General features: G+C 61.4%; 13 protein-coding genes and 5 pseudogenes. 13 read left to right on the plus strand and 5 right to left on the minus strand.

Annotated features, from left to right (window positions below; translation table 11 throughout):
- Positions 1 to 3 precede the first annotated feature (3 nt).
- The 13 genes and pseudogenes from V5B44_RS12050 to V5B44_RS12110 all read left to right on the plus strand — a co-directional run bounded on the left by V5B44_RS12050 (position 4) and on the right by V5B44_RS12110 (position 14,341).
- The gene (locus tag V5B44_RS12050) at positions 4 to 978 is read left to right on the plus strand and encodes a B12-binding domain-containing radical SAM protein (protein WP_332359274.1); all 975 of its coding nucleotides are present in this window, start codon (positions 4 to 6) and stop codon (positions 976 to 978) included.
- 30 nt (positions 979 to 1,008) lie between these two features.
- Positions 1,009 to 2,140 (plus strand): annotated as a pseudogene (locus tag V5B44_RS12055) (IS630 family transposase).
- Between the two features lie 7 nt (positions 2,141 to 2,147).
- Positions 2,148 to 2,810, plus strand: coding sequence for a hypothetical protein (locus V5B44_RS12060; protein WP_332359275.1), 663 nt, complete (start codon positions 2,148 to 2,150; stop codon positions 2,808 to 2,810).
- Between the two features lie 42 nt (positions 2,811 to 2,852).
- Complete coding sequence (locus V5B44_RS12065; RefSeq protein WP_332359276.1) at positions 2,853 to 5,780, plus strand: putative bifunctional diguanylate cyclase/phosphodiesterase; 2,928 nt, start codon at positions 2,853 to 2,855, stop codon at positions 5,778 to 5,780.
- Between the two features lie 165 nt (positions 5,781 to 5,945).
- Positions 5,946 to 6,866, plus strand: a pseudogene (locus V5B44_RS12070) (ISAs1 family transposase); the annotation flags it as partial.
- A gap of 556 nt (positions 6,867 to 7,422) precedes the next feature.
- Positions 7,423 to 8,163 (plus strand): annotated as a pseudogene (gene ltrA / locus V5B44_RS12075) (group II intron reverse transcriptase/maturase); the annotation flags it as partial.
- 124 nt (positions 8,164 to 8,287) lie between these two features.
- Entirely contained in the window at positions 8,288 to 9,502 is a 1,215-nt protein-coding gene (locus V5B44_RS12080; RefSeq protein WP_332357585.1) for an IS4 family transposase, read from the plus strand.
- A 36-nt stretch (positions 9,503 to 9,538) separates the two neighbouring features.
- The gene (locus tag V5B44_RS12085) at positions 9,539 to 10,063 is read left to right on the plus strand and encodes a group II intron maturase-specific domain-containing protein (RefSeq protein ID WP_332359277.1); all 525 of its coding nucleotides are present in this window, start codon (positions 9,539 to 9,541) and stop codon (positions 10,061 to 10,063) included.
- A gap of 82 nt (positions 10,064 to 10,145) precedes the next feature.
- Positions 10,146 to 10,352, plus strand: a pseudogene (locus tag V5B44_RS12090) (ISAs1 family transposase); the annotation flags it as partial.
- 120 nt (positions 10,353 to 10,472) lie between these two features.
- Positions 10,473 to 11,084, plus strand: a complete 612-nt coding sequence (locus V5B44_RS12095) for a hypothetical protein (RefSeq protein WP_332359278.1) — start codon at positions 10,473 to 10,475, stop codon at positions 11,082 to 11,084.
- Positions 11,085 to 11,227: 143 nt separating this feature from the next.
- Positions 11,228 to 11,455 carry an FmdB family zinc ribbon protein gene (locus V5B44_RS12100; RefSeq protein WP_332359279.1) on the plus strand — a complete coding sequence of 76 codons (228 nt, stop codon included), beginning with the start codon at positions 11,228 to 11,230 and terminating at the stop codon, positions 11,453 to 11,455.
- A 302-nt stretch (positions 11,456 to 11,757) separates the two neighbouring features.
- A pseudogene (locus tag V5B44_RS26660) lies at positions 11,758 to 11,970 on the plus strand (hypothetical protein); the annotation flags it as partial.
- Between the two features lie 22 nt (positions 11,971 to 11,992).
- Positions 11,993 to 14,341: a penicillin-binding protein 1A gene (locus V5B44_RS12110; protein ID WP_332359280.1), complete on the plus strand. Its 2,349-nt coding sequence runs from the start codon at positions 11,993 to 11,995 to the stop codon at positions 14,339 to 14,341.
- Between the two features lie 356 nt (positions 14,342 to 14,697).
- Here V5B44_RS12110 and V5B44_RS12115 read toward each other — a convergent pair whose 3' ends face one another.
- The 5 genes from V5B44_RS12115 to V5B44_RS12135 form a co-directional block, all read right to left on the minus strand.
- Entirely contained in the window at positions 14,698 to 15,918 is a 1,221-nt protein-coding gene (locus V5B44_RS12115) for a cation:proton antiporter (RefSeq protein ID WP_332359281.1), read from the minus strand.
- Positions 15,919 to 15,960: 42 nt separating this feature from the next.
- A complete protein-coding gene (locus tag V5B44_RS12120) occupies positions 15,961 to 16,854 on the minus strand; it encodes a hypothetical protein (RefSeq protein WP_332359282.1) in 894 nt (297 codons plus the stop codon).
- A gap of 151 nt (positions 16,855 to 17,005) precedes the next feature.
- Positions 17,006 to 17,836, minus strand: a complete 831-nt coding sequence (locus V5B44_RS12125) for a DUF3313 domain-containing protein (protein WP_332359283.1) — start codon at positions 17,834 to 17,836, stop codon at positions 17,006 to 17,008.
- 79 nt (positions 17,837 to 17,915) lie between these two features.
- Positions 17,916 to 18,731 carry a neuromedin U gene (locus tag V5B44_RS12130; RefSeq protein ID WP_332359284.1) on the minus strand — a complete coding sequence of 272 codons (816 nt, stop codon included), beginning with the start codon at positions 18,729 to 18,731 and terminating at the stop codon, positions 17,916 to 17,918.
- A gap of 52 nt (positions 18,732 to 18,783) precedes the next feature.
- On the minus strand, positions 18,784 to 20,853 hold the full coding sequence (locus V5B44_RS12135; RefSeq protein ID WP_332359285.1) for a hypothetical protein: 2,070 nt from the start codon (positions 20,851 to 20,853) through the stop codon (positions 18,784 to 18,786).
- Between the last annotated feature and the right edge of the window lie 31 nt (positions 20,854 to 20,884).

Genomic DNA, 20,884 nt, shown 5'->3' on the forward strand with positions numbered 1-20,884 from the left:
GGCATGCGCAATCCACGAATCCTGATTCTCAACTGCTATTCCGACAACCACCGTCACGCGCGGGGGAACCCCTGGCTCGTGCCGCAGTCGATAGCGCCGGCGGTTCTGGCCGGAATGCTCGATCCCGCGCACGTCGATATCCGGCTCGCCTGCGAATTTCGCAACGGCCCTTTCGAGGATCTTCGCGCGTTGCAATGGGCAGACCTGTTGGTACTGACCGGCCTCAACCCGGCGTTCGACCGCATGAAGCAGGTCACGGCGTATGCCCGAGCGGTCAATCCGGGCATCGTTGTCGCCATGGGCGGTCCGTTGGCGCGGATGCTGCCCAATCTCAGCCGCCGCTATTTTGATTACGTCTGCAGTGGGGATGTCGAGCAGATAACAAGCGTGGTGGATGCGGTCTTTGGCCCGGGGCACGCTGCCGACATACCCATTGCGCGGCATGACCTGTTGCCCGGGAATCGCATCATCGGCTATGCGGAAACCTCCCGCAACTGCAACTTCCGCTGCAGCTTTTGCGCCATGACGGCCGAAGACCAGCAATTCATGGCCTACGACCTCGACGATGTGCGCCGGCAGATTGAGGCGCTTGGTTACCGTCAGTGCGTCATGTTCCTTGACCAGAATTTTTTTGCCGGGCCGCGCGCGCACTTCAAGGCACGCATGGCGCTCCTCAAGGGGTTGTTCGAACAACGGAAGTTCGGCGGCTGGGCGGCGCTGGTGACTGCCGATTTCTTCAAAGGCGCCGACAACGTCTCGCTGGCACGCGAATCCGGCTGCATCGGGGTTTTTAGTGGCGTCGAATCGTTCAGCCGCGCGCAGGTCACCGCCCTCAACAAGAAACAGAATCTGGTGCTGCCGCAGGAGGAAACCATCCGATCGTGTCTGGAGGCCGGTCTGATCTTCCACTACGGTCTGATCTTTGACCTAGTAGTTCGTTTCAACAATAGACATGAACATTCAGTGATAATGACATGATTTCAAGCCTTTTCTGTGTGAGGTGTGGTCATGTCCGGAAAGACGAGTCGGGCGGCACTGGCAGTGACGGCGGCGGAAGAGGAGATGCTCTGGAATCTGGCCCGGTCGAGAACGGCGCCGGTACGTGAAGCCGAGAGGGCGAAGATTCTTCTGGCGTACGCGGAGAACCGGTCGATTACTGAGGTCATGCGCCGAGTGGGAGTGGGACGTTCGACGGTGTACAAGTGTATCGACAAAGCCCTGGCCGAAGGTGTGGCGGCTGGGCTGAAGGATGCCTATCATCGCCCGCATGAGCCTGAGATTGGCGAGGAGGCCAAGGCCTGGGTGGTCAGTTTGGCCTGTACCAAACCGAAAGATCATGGACGGGCAGCGGAAGTGTGGTCGATTTCGGCGTTGGCGGAATTTGTCTCGAGCCATGCCGAGGAGGCTGGCCATCCGCGTTTGGCGCAAGCGGGCAAGAGTACCGTCTGGCGGATTCTCAACGAGCGGCAGATCAAGCCGCACAAGATCAGCTATTACCTGGAACGGCGCGACCCGGATTTCGATCGGAAGATGCAAGAGGTTCTGATGGTTTATCAGGATGTGGCTTTGTACCGCTGTTCATGATGCGCGTCCAAATCCGATCTACACCGTGAGCGTCGACGAGAAGCCAGGTGTTCAGGCGCTGGGGCTGACGGCGCCGGACTTGCCTCCGGTGCCTGACAAAGCGCCCACCCTCGGGCGCGATTACGAGTACGTTCGCCATGGCACCGTCTCGATTCTGGCTGGCATTGATCTGCACTCCGGTCATATCTTCGAGCGAGTCGAGGATCGGCACCGTAGCGCCGAGTTCATTGAGTTGCTCAAGGACATCGACGCCCACTATCCTCCAGAGGCGATCGTTCGCCTCGTTCTCGACAATCATTCGGCACACATCTCGAAGGAAACCCGGGCCTTCCTCGCGACGCGCCCTGGGCGCTTCGAGTATGTCCACACCCCCAAACACGGCTCGTGGCTCAACCTCATCGAGTGCGCCTTCTCGAAGATGGCTCGCACCTTCTTGCGGCATATCCGGGTCACTTCTCTGGACGAACTCAAGGCACGCATCCACCAAGGAGTCGACGAGATGAACGCGGCCCCAGTCGTCTTTCGTTGGAAGAAGTTCGATCTCGCCATAGCCTGATCTGACCATGTTTTCGCGGAACGTACTACTAGTTGACCAGACGATCGACGACTTGCTGGCTGAAATTGAATTCATCGTCGCCAACCCGCGCATTACTCTGCCGAGCTTCCTTAGTTTTACCATCCCGATGCTGGGGACGCCGCTGTTTGGCAGACGGCTGCGCGAGGGTCTGTTGCTGCCGAACGTCAAGTTGCGCGACATGGACGGGCGGTCACTCGTATGCTACCCTGTCGACGCCATCGAAAACGCCATCGCCTTTGCTGCGCGCATGGATAAGGGCCTGATTTCCAAACGCAAGCTGGCAGCGCACGCTTGGCGGTTCTTTTGCTGCTATCGCGCGACGCTATCCAGGTGGGGACTATTGAGCGGCCTGGGAAACGCCTGGACGATGAGCCACCCGCGTTTCGGCAGCAACGGCCGCGACGGCATTCCACCCGGCCGGGAGGGTTGCCGCAGCTACCTTGCCAGCTCCGAACCGCTCGGCTCGCTGTACCGCCCCCGCATCAGGATTCCCGAACGCTACCGCGGGCATTTCGAGCCGCTATACGTTACTGATCCCGATGGCGAGCTGCACGATGACCTGATTGGCGACGCAGCCAGCCTGCTCCCTCCGACCGGGAAGGGCGAAGCGGCGACAGTCCCCACCTATAATGCAATTGCCATATCCTGAAAAAGCGCCAGATCCTGGCGTCTCTGGAGACAGGAAGCGTGGATGAAGAAAAACCACGGGATGATGCGTGTGATGATCAAGCGGATCTGTAGGGGGCTGGTGCTCCTGGCGGTGATAGCCCTCGTGATTCCGGGGGCCTGGCCGGAAACCAGCACCTTCTCGGCAAGATTGACGACTCTGTGGGATGCCCCGCAAGGTCCCGGTCGGTCGGACGATGCGAGCCGCTGGCTGACCCGGCTCCGCGATTTACTGTCACGACCGGGTGCGGGTTGTGAGGACCTGGAACTGCCAGAGTTGTCATTGACCAAGCCGGCCCGCGCTTTCCAGATCAAGGTCGAGCACGAGCGGTTCGGGGACCGATCGCCAATCGTCTACCTGCAGGAACCGATTGCCGAATTCTTCATTGTCGTCGCCACCGACGTCAATGGTTGCCCCTGGTATTCCATTTCCGGTCGTGGCTTACCGTTTGCCCAGCGTGATATCGTCAGCCCGTTCCCCTACGCTCGCCTTCCACCGTTGCCCCAGGGCGCGACCATCACTGCGATCGTGCAGGACTACAAGGCAATCCGTCCGTGGATCATGATCACCGACGAAGCCAGCTTCGTGCGCGAAAACACCGTGCTCTGGGTCGGCCTGGGGGCCTACACCGGCATCCTGCTGATGATGATTGTCGTCGCCCTCGGCTTCGACGCCTACGCAGGTAGCCGCGTCGCATTGGCCTATGCCTTTTACTGTGCCGCGTTGCAGGTCTGGCTGGTGCAGAATTTTGGAGTTGGCTCCGCTTTTGTGCCGTTCTGGCCCGGTCCGGAGTACTTCCCTACGCTGCAGGCGATCTCGGTCGCCGGCGTGGTGCTCGGGATCGGCTTCGCAGTCATCGAGTTCCTGCAGCTGCGGGGCAGGGTGCGCGTGGCGATTGGCGGCTTCGTCCTGCTCAGCGCGCTCTGCTTCCTCGCTTCGGCATGGCATCCGGCCGGTTACCGTGCCGGGGCGGCCGTCCTCTCCGTTCTGGCCGTTGCGACCATCGTGTTGCTCGTCAGGGGCGTGTTCAAGGGCGATACCTCGCTCCGGCTGTTTACGCTGGGGCTAGGCGCGACCATGGTCGGCGGGGGGGTGCAGGCTTTTTCAGTGGTCGGTAGCGGTGTCGAGGTTGGCCGGCTGGCGGCCTTCGCGTTTCCGATCGGCAGCCTGCTTCAGGCAGCTTTCTGGCTGGCAGCGCTGATTGTCCGGCTGCGGGGCGAGCACCGGGAGTTGCATGAGCTCGAAGGACAGCAGGCGGCGATCATGTGGGCGATGCCTGACCTGATTCTGGTCATCGATCGGCAAGGGGTCTGCCTCGACTACAAACAGCCCTACGCGACGCGATTCTTCGTCGCCGGTGGCGAACTGGTCGGAAAAAACGTGGCAGAGGTTCTGCCAACCGAGACGGCCGGTACTATCCTGCGGGGTGTCGAGCAGGCGCTGCAGCGAGGGGAACTGCAATCGGTGTTCATCGACCTGCCAGTAGACGGGGGCATTCACCACTACGAGGCGCGTATCGCGCCAAACGGACCCAGCAAGGTGGTGGTGGTCGTGCGCGACATCACACTGCAGAAGCGCAACGAGGAAAAGATTCGTCGCCTGGCCTACTTCGACACCCTGACCGGCTTGCCAAACCGGCAGAGTTTTCTCGAACGTCTCGATCGCGAATTGCTGCGCGCACGCCGGACGAGTAGCCGGATAGCGCTGCTGTTTCTCGACCTGGACGGCTTCAAGCGGATCAACGACACGCTTGGGCACAGTGCCGGCGACTGCCTGCTGCAGACCGTCGCCGACCGCCTGCAGGAAAGGCTGCGCGCAGGCGCCTTCATTGCCCGGCCGGCGCTGGACGAATCGGGCCTGCACTTCGCACGTCTTGGCGGCGACGAGTTCACTGTTGTTCTGCCCGATGTCGACACCGCCGAGGCCGCCTGCGTGGTCGCACAGCGAATACAGGAACTGCTCGGACGAGCTGTCCTGATCGGTGAGCAGGAGATCGCGGTTACCTCTAGCATCGGCATCGCGCTCTTTCCCGACGACGGCGACGATGCCGCGACGCTGTTGAAGCACGCGGATACCGCGATGTATTACGCCAAGGAGCAAGGGCGCAACAACTGGCAGTTGTATGAGCGCACGCTGACTACCCGAACGACGGCACGCCTGGCGCTGGAGGGCGATATTCGCAAGGGCCTCGAACGAGGCGAATTCCGTCTATTCTATCAACCGCAGGTGCGCGCCAGCGATGGCACGATCGTCGGGGTCGAAGCACTGGTCCGCTGGCAGCATCCGCAGCAGGGGCTGGTATCGCCGGCACTGTTCATTCCGGTTGCGGAGGAAAGTGGTCTGATCATCCCGCTCGGCGAGTGGGTGCTCAATGCCGCCTGCAGCCAGGTGCGGGAATGGCAGCAGCGTGGCGTGTCGGTCCCACGGGTGGCGGTGAACGTTTCGGCACGCCAGCTTGGCGCACCGGATTTCCTCGACACCGTTGCGGCGATCATCGTCGCAGCGGGCGTCGCTGCCGACCGGCTCGAACTGGAGTTGACCGAGAGCATTCTGATGGATCCGGAGGCCGAACGAATCCAGGGACTGTTTCGCCTGCGCGCAATGGGCGTTCACTTCTCGATCGACGATTTTGGTACTGGCTACTCATCGCTGTCGTACATCAAGCGCTTCCCGATTGGCACGCTGAAGATCGATCAGAGTTTCATCCACGGCCTACCACAGCATGCCGACGATGCCGGCATCACCACCGCGATAATCTCCATGGCCCGCGGCCTCGATCTGGACGTCATCGCCGAAGGCGTTGAAACCAGAGAGCAGCTCGATTTCCTGCAGCGTGCGCAATGCCCGAAGCTGCAAGGCTATCTGTTCAGCTACCCGCTGCCGCCAGATGAAATGGAAGCTCTCCTGCGTCGCGGCTGCATCTCCTTGTCTCCGGAAGGTGCCAGAGAATGAGCCAGACGTCGCTGCAAGTGGCGGACCTTCGGGCCCCTGGCAGGGCAATCGCATGAATGCCATCGTCGTGAACCCTCCGAAATAATCGTTTACGCTCAACGAGTTACAAAGGGGCTGTTCACAGCCCCCTGATTTGTGTAGTTTTCTGTCTTTTTGGGGTTTTCCATGAGGGCAGAAAGCAAGTTCCGGTTGGTCGACGTCTGGGTGGGCGTGCGCGATCCGAGGCAGAGTACGAAGGTCGAGCACGACCTGATCGAGTTGCTGGTGGTTGCAGTCAGTGCGGTCCTGTCAGGGGCCGACACCTTTGTCGAAATCGAGGCTTGGGCGAAAGAGAAGCTGGAGTGGTTGCGGGAGTATCTGAAACTCGAACAGGGCATCCCCTCGCACGACACCTTTGGCCGGGTCTTTGCGGCGATTGATCCCGACGAATTCGGGGCGGCCTTCGTGCGCTGGGTGGGCCAGGTGTTGCCCGTGCTGGCAAACGGCGACGTGGTGGCCATCGACGGCAAGACCAGTCGTCGGTCGGGAAAGGTGGGCGCCACACCCCTTCACCTGGTCAGCGCCTTTGCGGCCCAAGCGGGTGTGGTGCTCGGGCAGCGCGCGACCGCCAAGAAGTCGAACGAGAAGACCGCCATCCCGGAACTGCTGGCGACCTTGGCACTGCAAGGCAGCATCGTCACCATCGATGCGATGGGCACGCAGCCGAACATTGCACAGGCCATTCGGGACCGCGGCGCGGACTACCTCCTGGCCGTCAAGGACAATCAGCCCAAGCTGGCCGAATCGATCGACGACTTCTTCATCGCCTTCGAGGCGGCACCAGCCAAGACGCCCCACCAGTTCCACGAAGTCGTCGAGAAGGATCATGGCCGGATCGAAGTGCGTCGCTGCTACGTCTTCAACCAGCTGGACTGTCTGCACGCCCCCGAGCGCTGGCCAGACCTGAAATCGTTTGCGGTGATCACCAGCGAACGGACCATCAGGGGGAAAGCGACTTCGACTGAACGGCGCGTGTATCTCAGTAGCTTGCCACCTGACGCTCAGCGCATGAATCAGAGCGTCCGCCAGCACTGGCGTGTCGAGAGTGTGCCGCAGGCACACAGAAAGGAAGTTCGTAATGGACTGACGAACTGTGTAGAAGCTACACGGAAGATGAGGGTAGGTCCCTCGGGGTCGGCTTTCAGGAGCGGGCCTCAAACCACCCCAAGCTGCTGCGGTCAAGAGCCGTGGTGGTGAGCGTTGGGGTCAAAGCGTCGAGGACGTACCTCGAGCAGGTAAGGATCAGAGAGACGAACGAAAGTGAACCTTCGCTGACGCGTCGTAATCCAGAGACTTGTCGTCAAAACCAGGGGCGTTTCTATCTTCTGGGACAAGCTTGCCGGGCACCTGACTACTGGGCAAGCGGCGGCCGGCGTATAGGAGGCGTGAAGCTGATCCAGGCTTTTGTGTGGAACTGCGGGAACCAGTCGTTCCGATGTCAAGGGAGAAGCACAAGTGGCAGAAACCACGAGGCGAGAGTACCGATGCGGAGCACTGGGACGGACCGACCCGTACGAGCGATGAAGGCTGGTAATGCGGCTGGAGCAAAGGGGTCGGATCAAGCGGTTGCACTTGGCGTTCAACTGGCAACAGGAGGAAACGGATGAGTGCAACAAAACCATTTGCCATTGACAAATGGCTGGTGTACGAAGCGTATCAAGCGGTCAAAGCCAATGCGGGATCGGCAGGGGTGGATAAGGAATCGATCGGCGACTTCGAGAAGGATCTGAAGGGTAACCTGTACAAGATCTGGAACCGGATGTCGTCGGGAAGCTACTTTCCGCCGCCGGTCAAAGCGGTTGCCATTCCCAAGAAGAATGGCGGGGAGCGCATATTGGGTGTTCCAACGGTGGCAGATCGTGTGGCGCAGACGGTTGTCAAGCGGGTGATAGAGCCCGGGATTGAAGCCAAGTTTCTACCGGATTCCTACGGTTATCGGCCCGGAAGGTCGGCGCTGGATGCCGTGGGGGTAACGCGGGAACGATGCTGGAAGTATTCTTGGGTTCTAGAGTTTGATATCAAAGGCCTGTTTGACAACATCGACCATGCATTGCTGGAGAAGGCGCTCGAGAAGCACGTGGAGTGTGAATGGGCCATGCTGTATATCAGGCGCTGGCTAACTGCGCCGCTGCAACAGGCGGACGGAACCCGGGTAGAACGTACCCGGGGGACACCGCAAGGCGGCGTCGTCAGTCCGGTGTTGGCCAACCTGTTCCTTCACTACACGTTTGACGTCTGGATGACGAAACACTATCCGGACAACCCCTGGTGCCGGTATGCGGATGATGGGTTGGTCCATTGTCGGACCGAGCAGGAGGCGCAGGCCCTGATGGCAATCCTCGCAAGTTAGCACCAAAGCATAACTATTGTGCGCGGTTGCGCCGATCGCACCTGTCTTGCATAATGGCGGTATAAAGCGTTGTTTATAAAGGAGAACCACATGACAGCCTGAATATTCGAATATGCTTATGAAGCTCTCTAACTATCTGTTGTCAAGAGAGTTCATGGAAGTAGCTCGGCTCGACCCCAAACACTTTACCCGCCAACGCACCCTGACGCTGCCGACCGTCCTGAGCTTTCTGCTCTCCGGAGTCCAGGCCGCGGTACAGTCCGAACTTGATCAGTTCTTCGCCAATCTGCGCAATCGCGCCGACTCGGTGCGCGAAGTAACGGCACAAGCTTTTTCGCAGGCGCGCTACAAGATCAATGCGCTGGTGTTTGGCGAAGTCAATCAGGAGCTGATCCGCTTGGCGGAGGAGCACCTGCCCTTCCCGAGATGGAAAGGGCTCCGCGTGGTCGCCGCGGATGGGAGCGACGTTCGCCTGACCATGATGAAGGACGGGGTCCGGTCGATCGTTAAAGGCATGGCGTTTGGCCTGTACTTGCCAGGGATCGAACTGTTTCTGGACTTCCGGCTGCATGAGCCTTTGTCCAATGAGCGCCAGATGTTCTTCGAGGCGATCGACTGTCTGCGCCCCGACGATCTGCTGCTGATGGATCGAGGCTTTCCGTGTCGTTGGCTGGTGTCGGTACTGACCGCGCGCCAGCTCCATTTTTGTATTCGTTGCGATTTGTCGCGAGGATTCAAGGTGGTACGTGAGTTCCTGCGGTCCGGCCAAAGCGAGCAGGTGGTCGTCTTGCGCGCCCCGAATGCCCGCGATGCCAAAGACTATGAATGTCCGGCGACGCCGACCACTGTTCGCCTGGTGCGGGTAGTGACACCGAATGGACGGATCCATGTGGTGATGACCTCGCTCCTCGATCCGGTGGCGTTTCCCGCCGCCGAGTTCGCCGATCTGTACCACGGTCGGTGGCGGATCGAGGAGGCATACAAGCGGGTCAAGCATCGCCTCCAACTGGAGCATACCTCCGGCCTGTCTTGGCACGCGGCGCGCCAGGACTTTGGTGCCAAGGCGGTCTTCGACAACCTCAACGCCCTGGCGGCCTATGTCGCCACGGCGGCTCATCTGGACCCGGAATCCTTGTACAAAATCAACCGCACCCTCGCGATCGACAAGATCAAGCGGCAACTCGGTCGCTGGCTTTTGGCCGCTCAGGCTACCACTCGCCGCCTCAAACCGCTCCTCGCAGAAATCGCTCTGAACCTCCAGAAGTTTGTTCCCGACCGTTCGCAACCTCGCAAACCTCAGCCGAAACCCCACCTGTCTCACGCCTATAAGTGATTATGCTTATATGCTAACTTGGGAGGATTGGCCCTGATGGCGGCGCTCGATGCAAGGTTTGCGCAATGCGCCCTGCAGATGCATCCGGACAAGACCAAGATCGTGTACTGCAAAGACGGTAGTCGCAAGGGGAGGTATCCGGTCACGCAGTTTGATTTCCTCGGATATACCTTCCGGCCAAGGGTGGTGAAGAACAGCAAGCGCAACAGCCTGTTTGTGAGCTTCACCCCGGCGGTCAGCAACAAAGCGATTACGGCGATGCGGGCAACGACACGCAAACTGAGCTACCGAAATCGGACGGAGCTGAGCCTAGCCGACATTTCCCGACTGCACAATCCAGTCCTGAGGGGCTGGCTCGCGTATTACGGAAGATTCTATCGGTCGGCAATGTACCCCGTCTTCAGGCACTTCAACAAGACGTTGGTGGCTTGGGCGATGAGGAAGTACAGACGGCTGAAGGGCCACAAGATACGGGCGAGCAGGTTTCTCGAACAGCTTTCCGAGACGCAGCCGTATCTCTTCGTGCATTGGCAGAAAGGAATGGTCGGTGCGTTTGCTTGATGGGAGCGGTGTGAATCGAGAGGTTCACGCACCGTTCTGTGAGAGGCCGGGGGTGCAACTCCTCCGGCCGACTTGCCACAGTCTGCACTGGTGCATGGACGTGGTCTTTGGCGACGACCAGATGCGGGCCCGTACCGATCATGCCGCTCACAACCTCGCTGTCGTACGCCAGTTCGTCTTGAATCTCATCCGCCTCTCCCCGACCAAGCGCAAGGGCGGTCTCAAGGTTCAGCGCCTCATCGCCGCTACCTCCGATACCTTCCGCGCGGAACTGCTCGGTCTTGTATAAGATTCATGCAATTGCCCTGGGGCCCCTGGTCCTGGCGCAAGTGCCCGATAATATCCGGTACCTGTCGCAATAGCGCGCGGAAATCGTCATCGACTTCGTCAAGTAGAGGGTCAGAAATTCATGAAATATCCCGATTTTTTCGACGCCATCCCGCGCATCGTGCTGCGCGACCCACTGGCGGAATTCCTCGGTGCAGCCGACGGAGGCCTCATCGAGTACAGCTACCTCGACGCGGTGAAACTCGCCGGGCATTCCTGCCCCACGGTTGCATCCGCCTTTTGCCTGACCCGGCGGGCCATGCGGGCACTGTATGGCGACGCGTTGCCCGAGCGTGGCGGGCTGCGCGTGGCGTTCTCCGCATCGGTTGCAGATGGCGTCACCGGGGTGACGGCCAACGTCGTCTCGATGTTGACCGGCGCCGCCGGAGAAGGCGGGTTCAAGGGGCTTGCAGGGTCCTTCGAACGTCGTTCCCTGCTGTCATTCAACGCGGCTATTCCGTCTGACATCCGGTACACCCGGCGCGACGGGCATGGTGAGGTCGACACGGCAGCGCACCTGAGCCAGGTGCCTGCGGACCCGGAACTCCGTCCGCTGATGCAACGCTGCCTGTCCGGAGTGGCGGACGCGAATGAGCGGCAACGATTCGCGGCTTTGTGGCAGGATCGGGTTCGCCGAATCCTGCTTGATCATGGTGACGATGCCGCGGTCTTCCGGGTTCACCGCACCGCCTGAGAAGGAAAGCCCCGCTCAACAATGCCAGCCACGCTCCGCTGCACGGTCTCGCGGTAGACCTGAATCCCGGCTTGCGGCAGGGCATCAACCGATATCAGACAGTTTGTTCAGGATCATTCCAGACAACAGGGAGTACCCACATCATGCCCATCTACGAATACGAGTGCACCACCTGCGGCAAGGCGTTCGAGAAGCTGGTACGCCAGTCCTCGCCAGCGCCGGAGTGTCCTGGCTGCCACAGCACCGATCTGCGCAAAAAGGTCTCGGCCTTTGCCGCCATAACCGGTTCGGCTTCGGGGTCTGCCGACCTGCCGGGCCCTTGCGGGAGTTGCGGCCATCCTGATGGCCCTGGCGCCTGCCGATTCAACTGAGAGACTTGGCATGACCCGTGCATGCAGTGGATGCTGCTGCCGTGTGTCGTCGCCTGAACGCAGCCCTCGATATCATGACGGTGAAGGGCGTCAAGGCCCTGCCGTGCTCCCCAAGCGGACGGGCGGCCAAGCGCCTCGCCGAGTCGACCGGTCTGGAAGCCAGGACCAAGGTTTTCCGCCAGGCGGCCAGCTCGCGCTTCGTCCGCAGTGCGCACCAGATAAACCGGGGAATCACCGGCGCACCAGGGATCAACGCCACCTTGCAGGCGGTACTGAATCCGCCGGGCGAGCACAGTGCCCCGCACTACCTGATGCTCACGCGCAACCTGATCTATACCGGCATCACTCGCGGCAAGAAGCTGGTGGTGCTGGTCGGCCAGAGGCGAGCACTGGCCATGGCCGTGAAGGGCCAGCAAACGGAACGACGTTGGTCAAAATTGAAGGAACGCTTGCGCACGAGCCCTTTCGGCCTTGAGATGAATGACCATGGCATCAATACGTTCCCGGTTTTGTGAACTGAAACAGCTGGCGAGCCGGATGGTCACGGGCCTTTCATCGCGCCTCGCCGGCACGCTCAATGCCCTCCGCCACCCGACCCGGCGGGGGGTGATCCGGACACTGGTGGCAGTGCCGACCCTGTTGCTGCTTTATGTGTTGATCCTGATTCCATTCACGCCAAGTATCAGCAACATCCGCAAGGCGTCATCGGAGCAACCGGCTCAGATCCTCTCGGCAGATGGCAAGAAACTGGCCGAGTTCAAGCAATCCAACCGGGAATGGGTCGCACTCTCCGAGATTTCACCACATGTCATCGATGCCCTGATTGCCACCGAAGATCACCGTTTCCACGACCATTTCGGTCTCGATTGGCGACGCACCGCTGCCGCAGCGCTCAACACGTTCAGCGGCGATCGCCAGGGCGGTTCGACCCTGACGCAGCAGCTTGCCCGCAACCTCTACCCAGAAGCGATCGGCCGGGCCCCCACGCTGACGCGAAAGATCAAGGAGGCCATCACCGCATTGAAGATCGAGGCCATCTACAACAAGAACGAAATCCTCGAAACCTACCTCAACACCGTGCCTTTCCTCTACAACGCCTACGGCATCGAAATGGCGGCCCGCACCTATTTCGATACCTCGGCCGACCAACTCGATGTACTGCAAAGCGCTACGCTGGTCGGCATGCTCAAGGGCAACACCTATTACAACCCCGTTCTCAATCCCGAGCGCGCCCTGCAGCGACGCAACACGGTACTGAAGCAGATGGTCAAGCGCGGGAAACTGACCTCCAGACAGTTTGACTCGCTCAGCAAGAGGCCATTGCGTATCGACTTCGAGCGACAGGTGGAACCACCGGGACCCGCACCACATTTCGCCAGGCACCTGCGCAAATGGCTGATTGCGTGGGCCGACCGCAACGGCTACAGCCTCTATGGCGACGGGCTGGTGGTACATACCACCATCGATTCCCGGCTGCAGGCGGCGGCCAGCGCGGCCGTGACTCGCCAGGGCAACCGCTTGCAGAACATCGCCAACGCGGCATGGGGAAGGCGCTTGGCGTGGAGTACCGACTCCAGCCTGGTCCAGGCCTTCATCCGCGAATCACCCGAGTACGCCTCCGCCGTCGCCAAAGGCCGCACGGCCGAACAGGCCATGCAGGACCTTCAGGCCGACAAGGACTTTCTGCGGGCGCTGCACCGGCAAAAGACGCAGATACAGGTCGGCTTCCTGGCAATCGATCCGCGTAACGGCCACGTCAAGGCCTGGGTCGGCAGCCGCGACTTCGAGGAGGATGCCTTCGACCATGTGCAGCAGGCGCGTCGCCAGCCCGGCTCGACCTTCAAACCCTTTGTTTACGCTGAAGCGTTTCGCCAGGGCGCCCGCCCGAACGACCGATTGATCGACCAGGCGGTGGAAATTGCCGTCGGTGGCGCCGAGGTCTGGCGGCCCACCGATGGCGGGCCGCCAAGCGGCGAGGCCATGAGCCTGAGCGATGGCCTCGCCTATTCGAAGAACACCATCACCGCGCAACTCATCCAGCAAGTCGGCCCCGCAAAGGTGGCGGCACTCGCCCGCAAGATGGGCGTGCGCCAGAGCACGCTCGACGCCGTGCCATCGCTCGCCCTGGGCACCAGCCCCGTCACCCTCAAGGAAATGGTTGCCGCCTACGGCACGATCGCGAACGGCGGGGGCTACCTTGAGCCGATGCTGGTTACCCGCATCGAAGATCGCGACGGCCAGGTCATCGAAGAATTCAGCCCGGAAGACCCGGACATTGCGCTCGAGCGCGAGGTCGCCTACACACTGCTGGACAGCATGCGCGGGGTAATCAACCGCGGCACCGGCCGAGGTATCCGCAGCCGATATGGCATCCGCGCCGACGTCGCCGGCAAGACCGGAACGACGCAGGATAACGCGGATGGCTGGTTCATCCTGATGCACCGGCAGCTGGTAGCCGGGGCATGGGTCGGTTTCAACGACGGCCGCGTCACGCTGCGCAGCGACTACTGGGGGCAGGGGGCACACAGCGCACTTCCGATAGTCGGTGACTTCTTCGGAAATGCCTTGCGCGCGCGCATCATCGATCCACGTGTTCGCTTCACGGCGCCAGAAGATACCGGCCTGTTGGCGCGCATCAGGGGGTGGTTCCAGAGCCTGTTTGCGCCGGAGCCGGTTGCCGAACCCAAGCCGCAACGAACCGTCAAGCCTGCCCAGGAACAGGAAGCTCGCGAAGAACCCGCAACGCCTGCTCCGGTTGTCGTGCCCCCACAACCGGAGGGCGATCCGCTGCAGGAGAAAATCGATCAGATCATGAAAGAGAGCGACGAGGCCGAACTGATTGAAACCGAGCCATCACCGTCGAAGCAGGAGGAAACCTTCCGTTGAAGCAGGTTGTGCGGCGCTTGGCTTTTCGCGGGAGCGGCAATCAGCCAACTTGGCTAGGCCTTGTCAGCCGGCGCTGGTTGGCTGGTGGTTTGCGAGTGAGACAAGACGGCAGGTATTGCCTTCTGGTGCAATGAGGGATCGTTTTCGATCCTGGACCTTCCCTCATGTCTCTCGCTGCCAACGTTTGCGTGCTCCTCTCGGAACCGATCTCCATTGTGGCAAGCCAAATTTCGCAAATCCTGGCAGATTGGCAAACTGAGAAGATTCCACAAGGCATGCTCGAGTTTCCTTGTCGATGAATCTTAAGGGGGCAGCGATTGCCGTCGCAATCGCTGCCCGGCCAAGTTCTCGGTCAGTTACCTGTTCGCCTCCTCCAGCATGCGCGGCGCATAGCGTTGCGTCAGGATCGGCCCCAGGATTGCCGTGACCAGTACCATGACCAGGACCGCGTTGAGCATGCGGGCATCGAGCAGCGGCTGGCCGGCGGCATTGAACGTCTTGTACGCCACCAGCGTCGCCGCCAGCGTTGCCGCAACCTGCGGGATCGTCAGCGACCACATTGTGCGGCGCGCTGCCGTGCCGTAGCCGAAGGCACGACCGCTGGTTTCCGCCGCAATCCATTTGCCGACAACGAGCCCGCCGATGATTCCCGCCGCCAGCAGAAAATCCTGGCTGATGGTGCGAATCAGCTCAAACGGGTCGATCATGAAACCGGTTGCGATGAAGAAGATCGGAATGAACAAGGTGTTGCCCATGAACTCCAGCTTGCCCTTCGCCGGCTTGTCCTTCACCGCCGCGTTCACCGCCAGTCCGGCAAGGAAGGTGCCGACGATGCCCGGCAGGTTGATCCACTCGGCAAGCAAGGCCGTTACCGCGAGAATGCCGAACATCAGGATGAAGTAGGTTTCTTCCTCGTCTTCGACCCGCCGCAACAGGTGTTCACCCGCACGCCCCAGCCCAAACAGCACGAGCGGGACGAAGACGACGATCTCGACCACCTGGATGGTGATTCCCGACACCGAAAAGCCGCTGGCGTACAAGGGAACGCAGATGGCGAACACGAGTAGCGACAGGGTGTCGGAAAGCACTGTCGCGCCGGTGACGACGACCATGGGTTCGAGGCTCCGCGCGCCCAGCCTGGCGACGATGGTCGAGCCGAGCATCGTGTGCGAGCCGAGCAGCGATCCGACGACGATTGCTGCCAGCAGGTCGTAGCCTAGCCATAGGGTGACCAGCGTTCCCAGCAGCAGGGGAACACTGGTCGTAACCACCCCGAAGCCGAGTGAGCGGAAGATCTTTTGCCTGAACAGCGACAGATCGATTTCCAGCCCCGCGAAGAACATCAGCAGCAGCATGCCGACTTCTGCAAAAAACTGCAGGACGGGATGTTGGGTTGGAAAGATGTCGAGCACGTGGGGACCGAACAGCACGCCGGCCAGCAGCAGCCCGACCGCCTCCGGCAGATGGACGCGGCGCGACAAGCGCGGAATGATGACGATCAGCATCATGCAGACCGCAAACTTGGCCAATACGGGCAGGACTTCGACTGCCTTGTGCAGGTAATCGAGAATGAACATGCCGCTATTCCTGAAACGAACTACCTGGAGAGGGTTGCCTATTCACACCCTATCCGGCACATGCACCAGAAACTCCGGCATGTCCGGGAGCCCGCCTATGAATGTCTCCTTCTTCTTCCCTTTGGCCGAGAAACGTTGCACGCGCTGCTTGAGCCGCTCGGCGACATAAAAGTCGCCGTCCGGTCCGATCGCGAATCCCGAAGGCGCCTTCAGCTTACCGTCGATGACCATACTTGCCTTGAGCTTGCCGCACGGCGCTTTGGCCGGGATGTCGAAGGCAAGGATGCTGCCCGAGCCAGTAGCGCCAATGTATAGCGTTTCACGGTGAAGAATGAGGTGTACCGGCTTGGTCAGCTTGCGCCCCTCGACCTGCGCGACTAGCCGCCCGGTTTTTACCGCAAAAATCTTGACGGTGTCTCCTGCCTCATCCGCCACGTAGAGATGCTTGCAGTGGACGACGATCCCGCGCACCGAATGCCGGGGCTTGCCATGCTCGTCGAGCACAACGCTGAGACCTTGCGGCGCAGGCACGTTCGTGGGCGCACTGTCGCCGACTTCGGGGAGGTGACCATGGCTGGAGGCGACGAGGGTGCCGGGCAGGAAGTTTCCGTCTGGGAACTTCCTGCGCAGGTGTTTCGCCACGGGCGCCGGCGCGAAGGTATCCGGCAGGATGGCGATGACGGTGTTGGTATCCTGGCAGGAGACATAAATGCGGCCATCGTCGCCGAGTTCCACGTCAAAGGGGTGGACCATCGCCGCAACGTCCGCTGCTCTTGCCAGGACATTGGTGAAATGAAAGGTGTCCCCGTGCCGGCGGTAGTGGGCGATATGGCTGTCCTTGCGCCAGGCATTGGCGATATAGAGATTGTCGCCAACGAGCGCAAAGCCACGGGCGATCTTCAATGGCGCAGCATCGGGCGAATCGTCGAGGAGCAAGGGGTGCTTCTCCCGCGGCGTCCCGTCATCGTTGAAGACGCCGATGTTCTCGAGACCGTGATGGCCTTCTCCCCGATAGCTCACCCACCACACGATAGTCTTCCTCCTTGTTCTGAGCCATGGACACCGAGGGTTTGCATAACAATGCGAGTCACTGGATGACAACCCCGCGCAACTCCGCAAAACGCCTGGCGACGAGTAACGACCACTTGTCGAAGGCCTCCTTTGCATACTGCCAGGCCTGGAACGAACTCATATAGCCGTTCGCCCAGGTCTGGGCCGCGCCGACCGCGCTGCTGTTGACGTTCGCGGCGTACTTGCGCCCGATCTCGGTATCGCGGCATTCGGCGATGACCTGACCATTGGCGCCGTCACGGAACTGCATCTCCATGCCGGTTTCACCCAGGTAGGGGGTCGACCCTGCCGGGCGGCCGGTGGCCACCCCGGAGCCCTCTTCGGCGACGAAGCCGTAGGGAATCAGCGTCCCCGCCAGGCTGTCGGTCACCGTCGTCGGCACGAGGTCGGTCAGTGCGACGCGGATCACCACGACGCCCGGCCCGGCCTTGTCGACGACCTGCATCTGCGGCTTCAAGGCCTTGACCAGCGAAGCGTGGAAGTAGTCGGTCAGCGTCTTGAGATCGCTGGGGTCGATTATCTTGACCTCGCCCTCCTTCTGGCCCTTGGGCGGCGCCAGCGAGACGACGATGCGCGAGACCAGGACCTTGTCGAACTGCTTCGGGTGCAGACGGGGGTCACGCCAGCATTCGATGCCGTCCAGCGCCGACATGGGCCGCAGGCGCGCGTAATCGCTCAGGAAGCCGCTCCTGGTCAGGCGCGCCGAATCGGTCGCGGTCACGCTGGTGCCGCTGCCCAGCGCGGCTTCGTAGGTCTGGCACGCGGCGGACAGCAACGTGGCGCCGGCAATGAGGCAGATGCCCAGGCCGCGGACGGCACGGGCAGAAGTCGTTGTCTTGAGATTCATGGTGTTCTGTTCCCCTGGATTGATTGCGAGTAATTCGGTTTTCCGGGCTGATGCCATCATCGGCATGTCGAGGCATCGTTCACTTCGGGAACATGAACTGCACCTGCGCCCGAATCTGCCAGTTCGCCCCGTCGTCCGGGGTGACCACATTGTAGTACGCCGACAACTGCGTATTTACCGGCAAACGACCGAGGTGGAATATCTTGCCGACGCCGCCCCCGACCGGCACCGTCCACCGCTGGCTGCTCTCGGCCTTCCAGTCGGCGGTGATGATCGGCGCGCTGGTGATGTAGAAACCGCCGTCAAAGTTGTAGTTGACGAAAGGCTGGATCAGGCCGTTGTTGTAAGAGCCGCCCTGCTTGTTGTCGGAGAGCGACCAGATATTGTTGACCAGCACGCCGTACACCCACGGATCGCCCTTTTCCAGATGCAAGACTACTGCCGATGCCCCAAGACCCCAGTTGCGGTTGCCGAGATCCGAGTTGCTGTTGGTCGGCAGTTGCACCACCGGCCCAGCGCCCCAGATCCACGCGCCGGGCTTGGCCGGCGAGAGGAAGGCGGTGAACACGGTGTCGCCGATGCCGTTGGTCCGATCACCATCCGGGAGTGGCTGCGAGATCACCGGCACAATGGTACGGGTGATGATGTTCCATTCGTCGCTCACCGAGATGGGAATCACCGGCTGGATGTTGAGGATGTTCTGGTTGCGGTTGTCCGGCCCGACGTTCAGGTTGGTGTTGTTCTGGAACGGCACGCTGATCAGGTTGCCAACCGGGTTCTGCGCGAGCTTGGCGAGTTCCTCGGCGCTCAGTTCGGCATACGCCGGTGCGGCGGCGAGCAGTGCTGCGGTCAACGCTGAAAATGCACAGGACTTCGTCTTGTTGTGGATGGTCATCAAAAACTCCCAGGTAAACATGGGCGCCACGCGGCACCCAACGGCAAGCAGATTACAGCGGACGGGCGGGCCCGATCTGCGGGGCACGCACCGGTTTGGCCATGCCGAAGAAGATCACCACGCCCTGACCGCCGCAACGGGTGGACAGTGCCTCAGCGGCGCCGGGGTAGCAACTGTCGATGTCCTGCCAGTTGTTCATGGCCCAGACGTCGCCCGCCGGGCCGACGGCTATGTCGGTCTGCAACTGCAGGCCACCGCCGACATAGCCGCCGGGCGGGGAAATCTGGTCACCAGTCTTGAAACCGGGCGGGCAGTTCTCGGTGCGCACGCCGCACAACTGGACGATCGGGCTTGCCGGCATCGCGAAGTTGGAGACCCAGAGGTTATCGTTGCCGTCGACCACCACGGCCCACGGCCCGGGGAGGCCACCACCCTTGAACGGCGAACCCGGCAATTGCGTGCCATCCGGCCGCAGCACGGTGATGCTGCCGCTGCCGCCCTTTTGTTCGGACATGGTCTTGGTCAGGTAGTCGGAAGCCGAGAGCACGCCGCCGGTCTTCAGGTGCACCGCCATGTCGACCATGTGCGCCAGGCCGAGCAAACCGGCGCCGAAGCGGTTGGTCACCCAGACGTTGCCCTGGCTGTCGATGTTCAGGCCACTGTTGTTGGAGCGCACGTCGAAGCGTTCCGCCCTGGTCGGGTCGGATGCCGGAAAACGGATCACATGGACCGAACTGTCCGAAACCCAGATGCGGTCCTGCTGGTCGATCGCCAGATGGAACGGTGCCGTGAAGGACTTGCACGGTTCGCCGCTGTCGCCCTCGCAGACGATCTTGCCGTTGTTCCAGTCGCCCTTCGGGAAATGCAGCAACTGGCGCTTGGAAATCCCCAGCGCCCAAACGTCGCCGTTCGGTGCGGTGATGATGCCCTGCATCAGGCCCAGTTTGCCGCCGAAGTTGATGCCCTCGGGCGGGGTGAGCGGTTTGCCGTTCTTGTCGAACACGGTAATCGATTTGCTGCCATAGCTCGCAAGCCAGACGTTGCCCTTGAGGTCGATGGCGGCGCCGAAGGTACCGCCCTGCATGCCGCCGCCGGCAAAACCGGTCGTGATCGGCGACAGCGGCTTGCCGTTGGGGTCGAACTTGCTGGCGTTGCCTTGCCAGAGCGCGTCGCTCGCCTGCCAGCCGATGGTGAAGTTGTTGCCGACCCAGAGGTTGCCTTCGGCGTCGAACATCGCCTTGCCGCCGGCCCGGTAGCCGCCGCCGTCGAACTTCAGCGGCAACACCCAGGCACTGGGCAAAAACTGCAGATAGGGCATGAACGGCACCGGGCGCATGGTCTTGCCCTGCGGAATCGGATAAAACTGTTCGAGCAGCGCGAAGACCCGCTGCGGCTGATACCACGGTGCCCTGGCGACCGCTTGAGCCGCGCTCAACGTGTCGGCTGGTGTTTCACCGGTCGGCCCCTTGGCGGCGGCGAACAGGGAACCACAGGCATCCGCCTTCACCTGCGTCACGCAGCCGGACAACCCATTGGCCAGCGTGGCGAAGTTGGCCATCGTCGGCGTCTGGCCGCCATTGAGCGGGTCCTGGATCACACCGCCCCAGCCACCGGTGGCGAGATCGACGAAACTCGGGACGTTGCCGGCGGCGATCTTCAGTTGCAGCGGCTGTGCCTGGATCGTCGTTCCGCTGATGAACTGGTTGTGCGTCCACACCGAGGCGACGGTGGTCATTTCGTTGATCGTGACCTTGGCCGGCGGCTTGCTGCCTAGCACCGTCATCAGGGCTATGGCCGGGTTGTTGCCGGCGGCCTTGTTGGCGGTCGGCTGACCGCCCTGGGCAATCAGGTAGAGGCTGGAGTCGGTGGGGGCAGCAGGCGCCGTCAGCGCAAAGCGGCCGTCGGCGCCGCTGCGTGCCTGCGCCAGTTGTTTCGGCGCGCCGGCACTGGCGGCCCAGAGGGTGACTGTGGAATAGGCAACCGGCGCGCCACCGCCGAGGACCTGACCGTTCAGCGTCGCCGCCAGCGCAGAACCGGCCGGCAGCATGCCAGCGACAGCAAGTGCCAGAATGGATACCGGACCCGCGACTGCATTTCTTCCTTCATTCAGATCACTGTTCACTTTTTTCCTTGTAGAACGAATAGACCGCAAC

Source organism: Candidatus Accumulibacter necessarius (genome assembly GCF_036625085.1).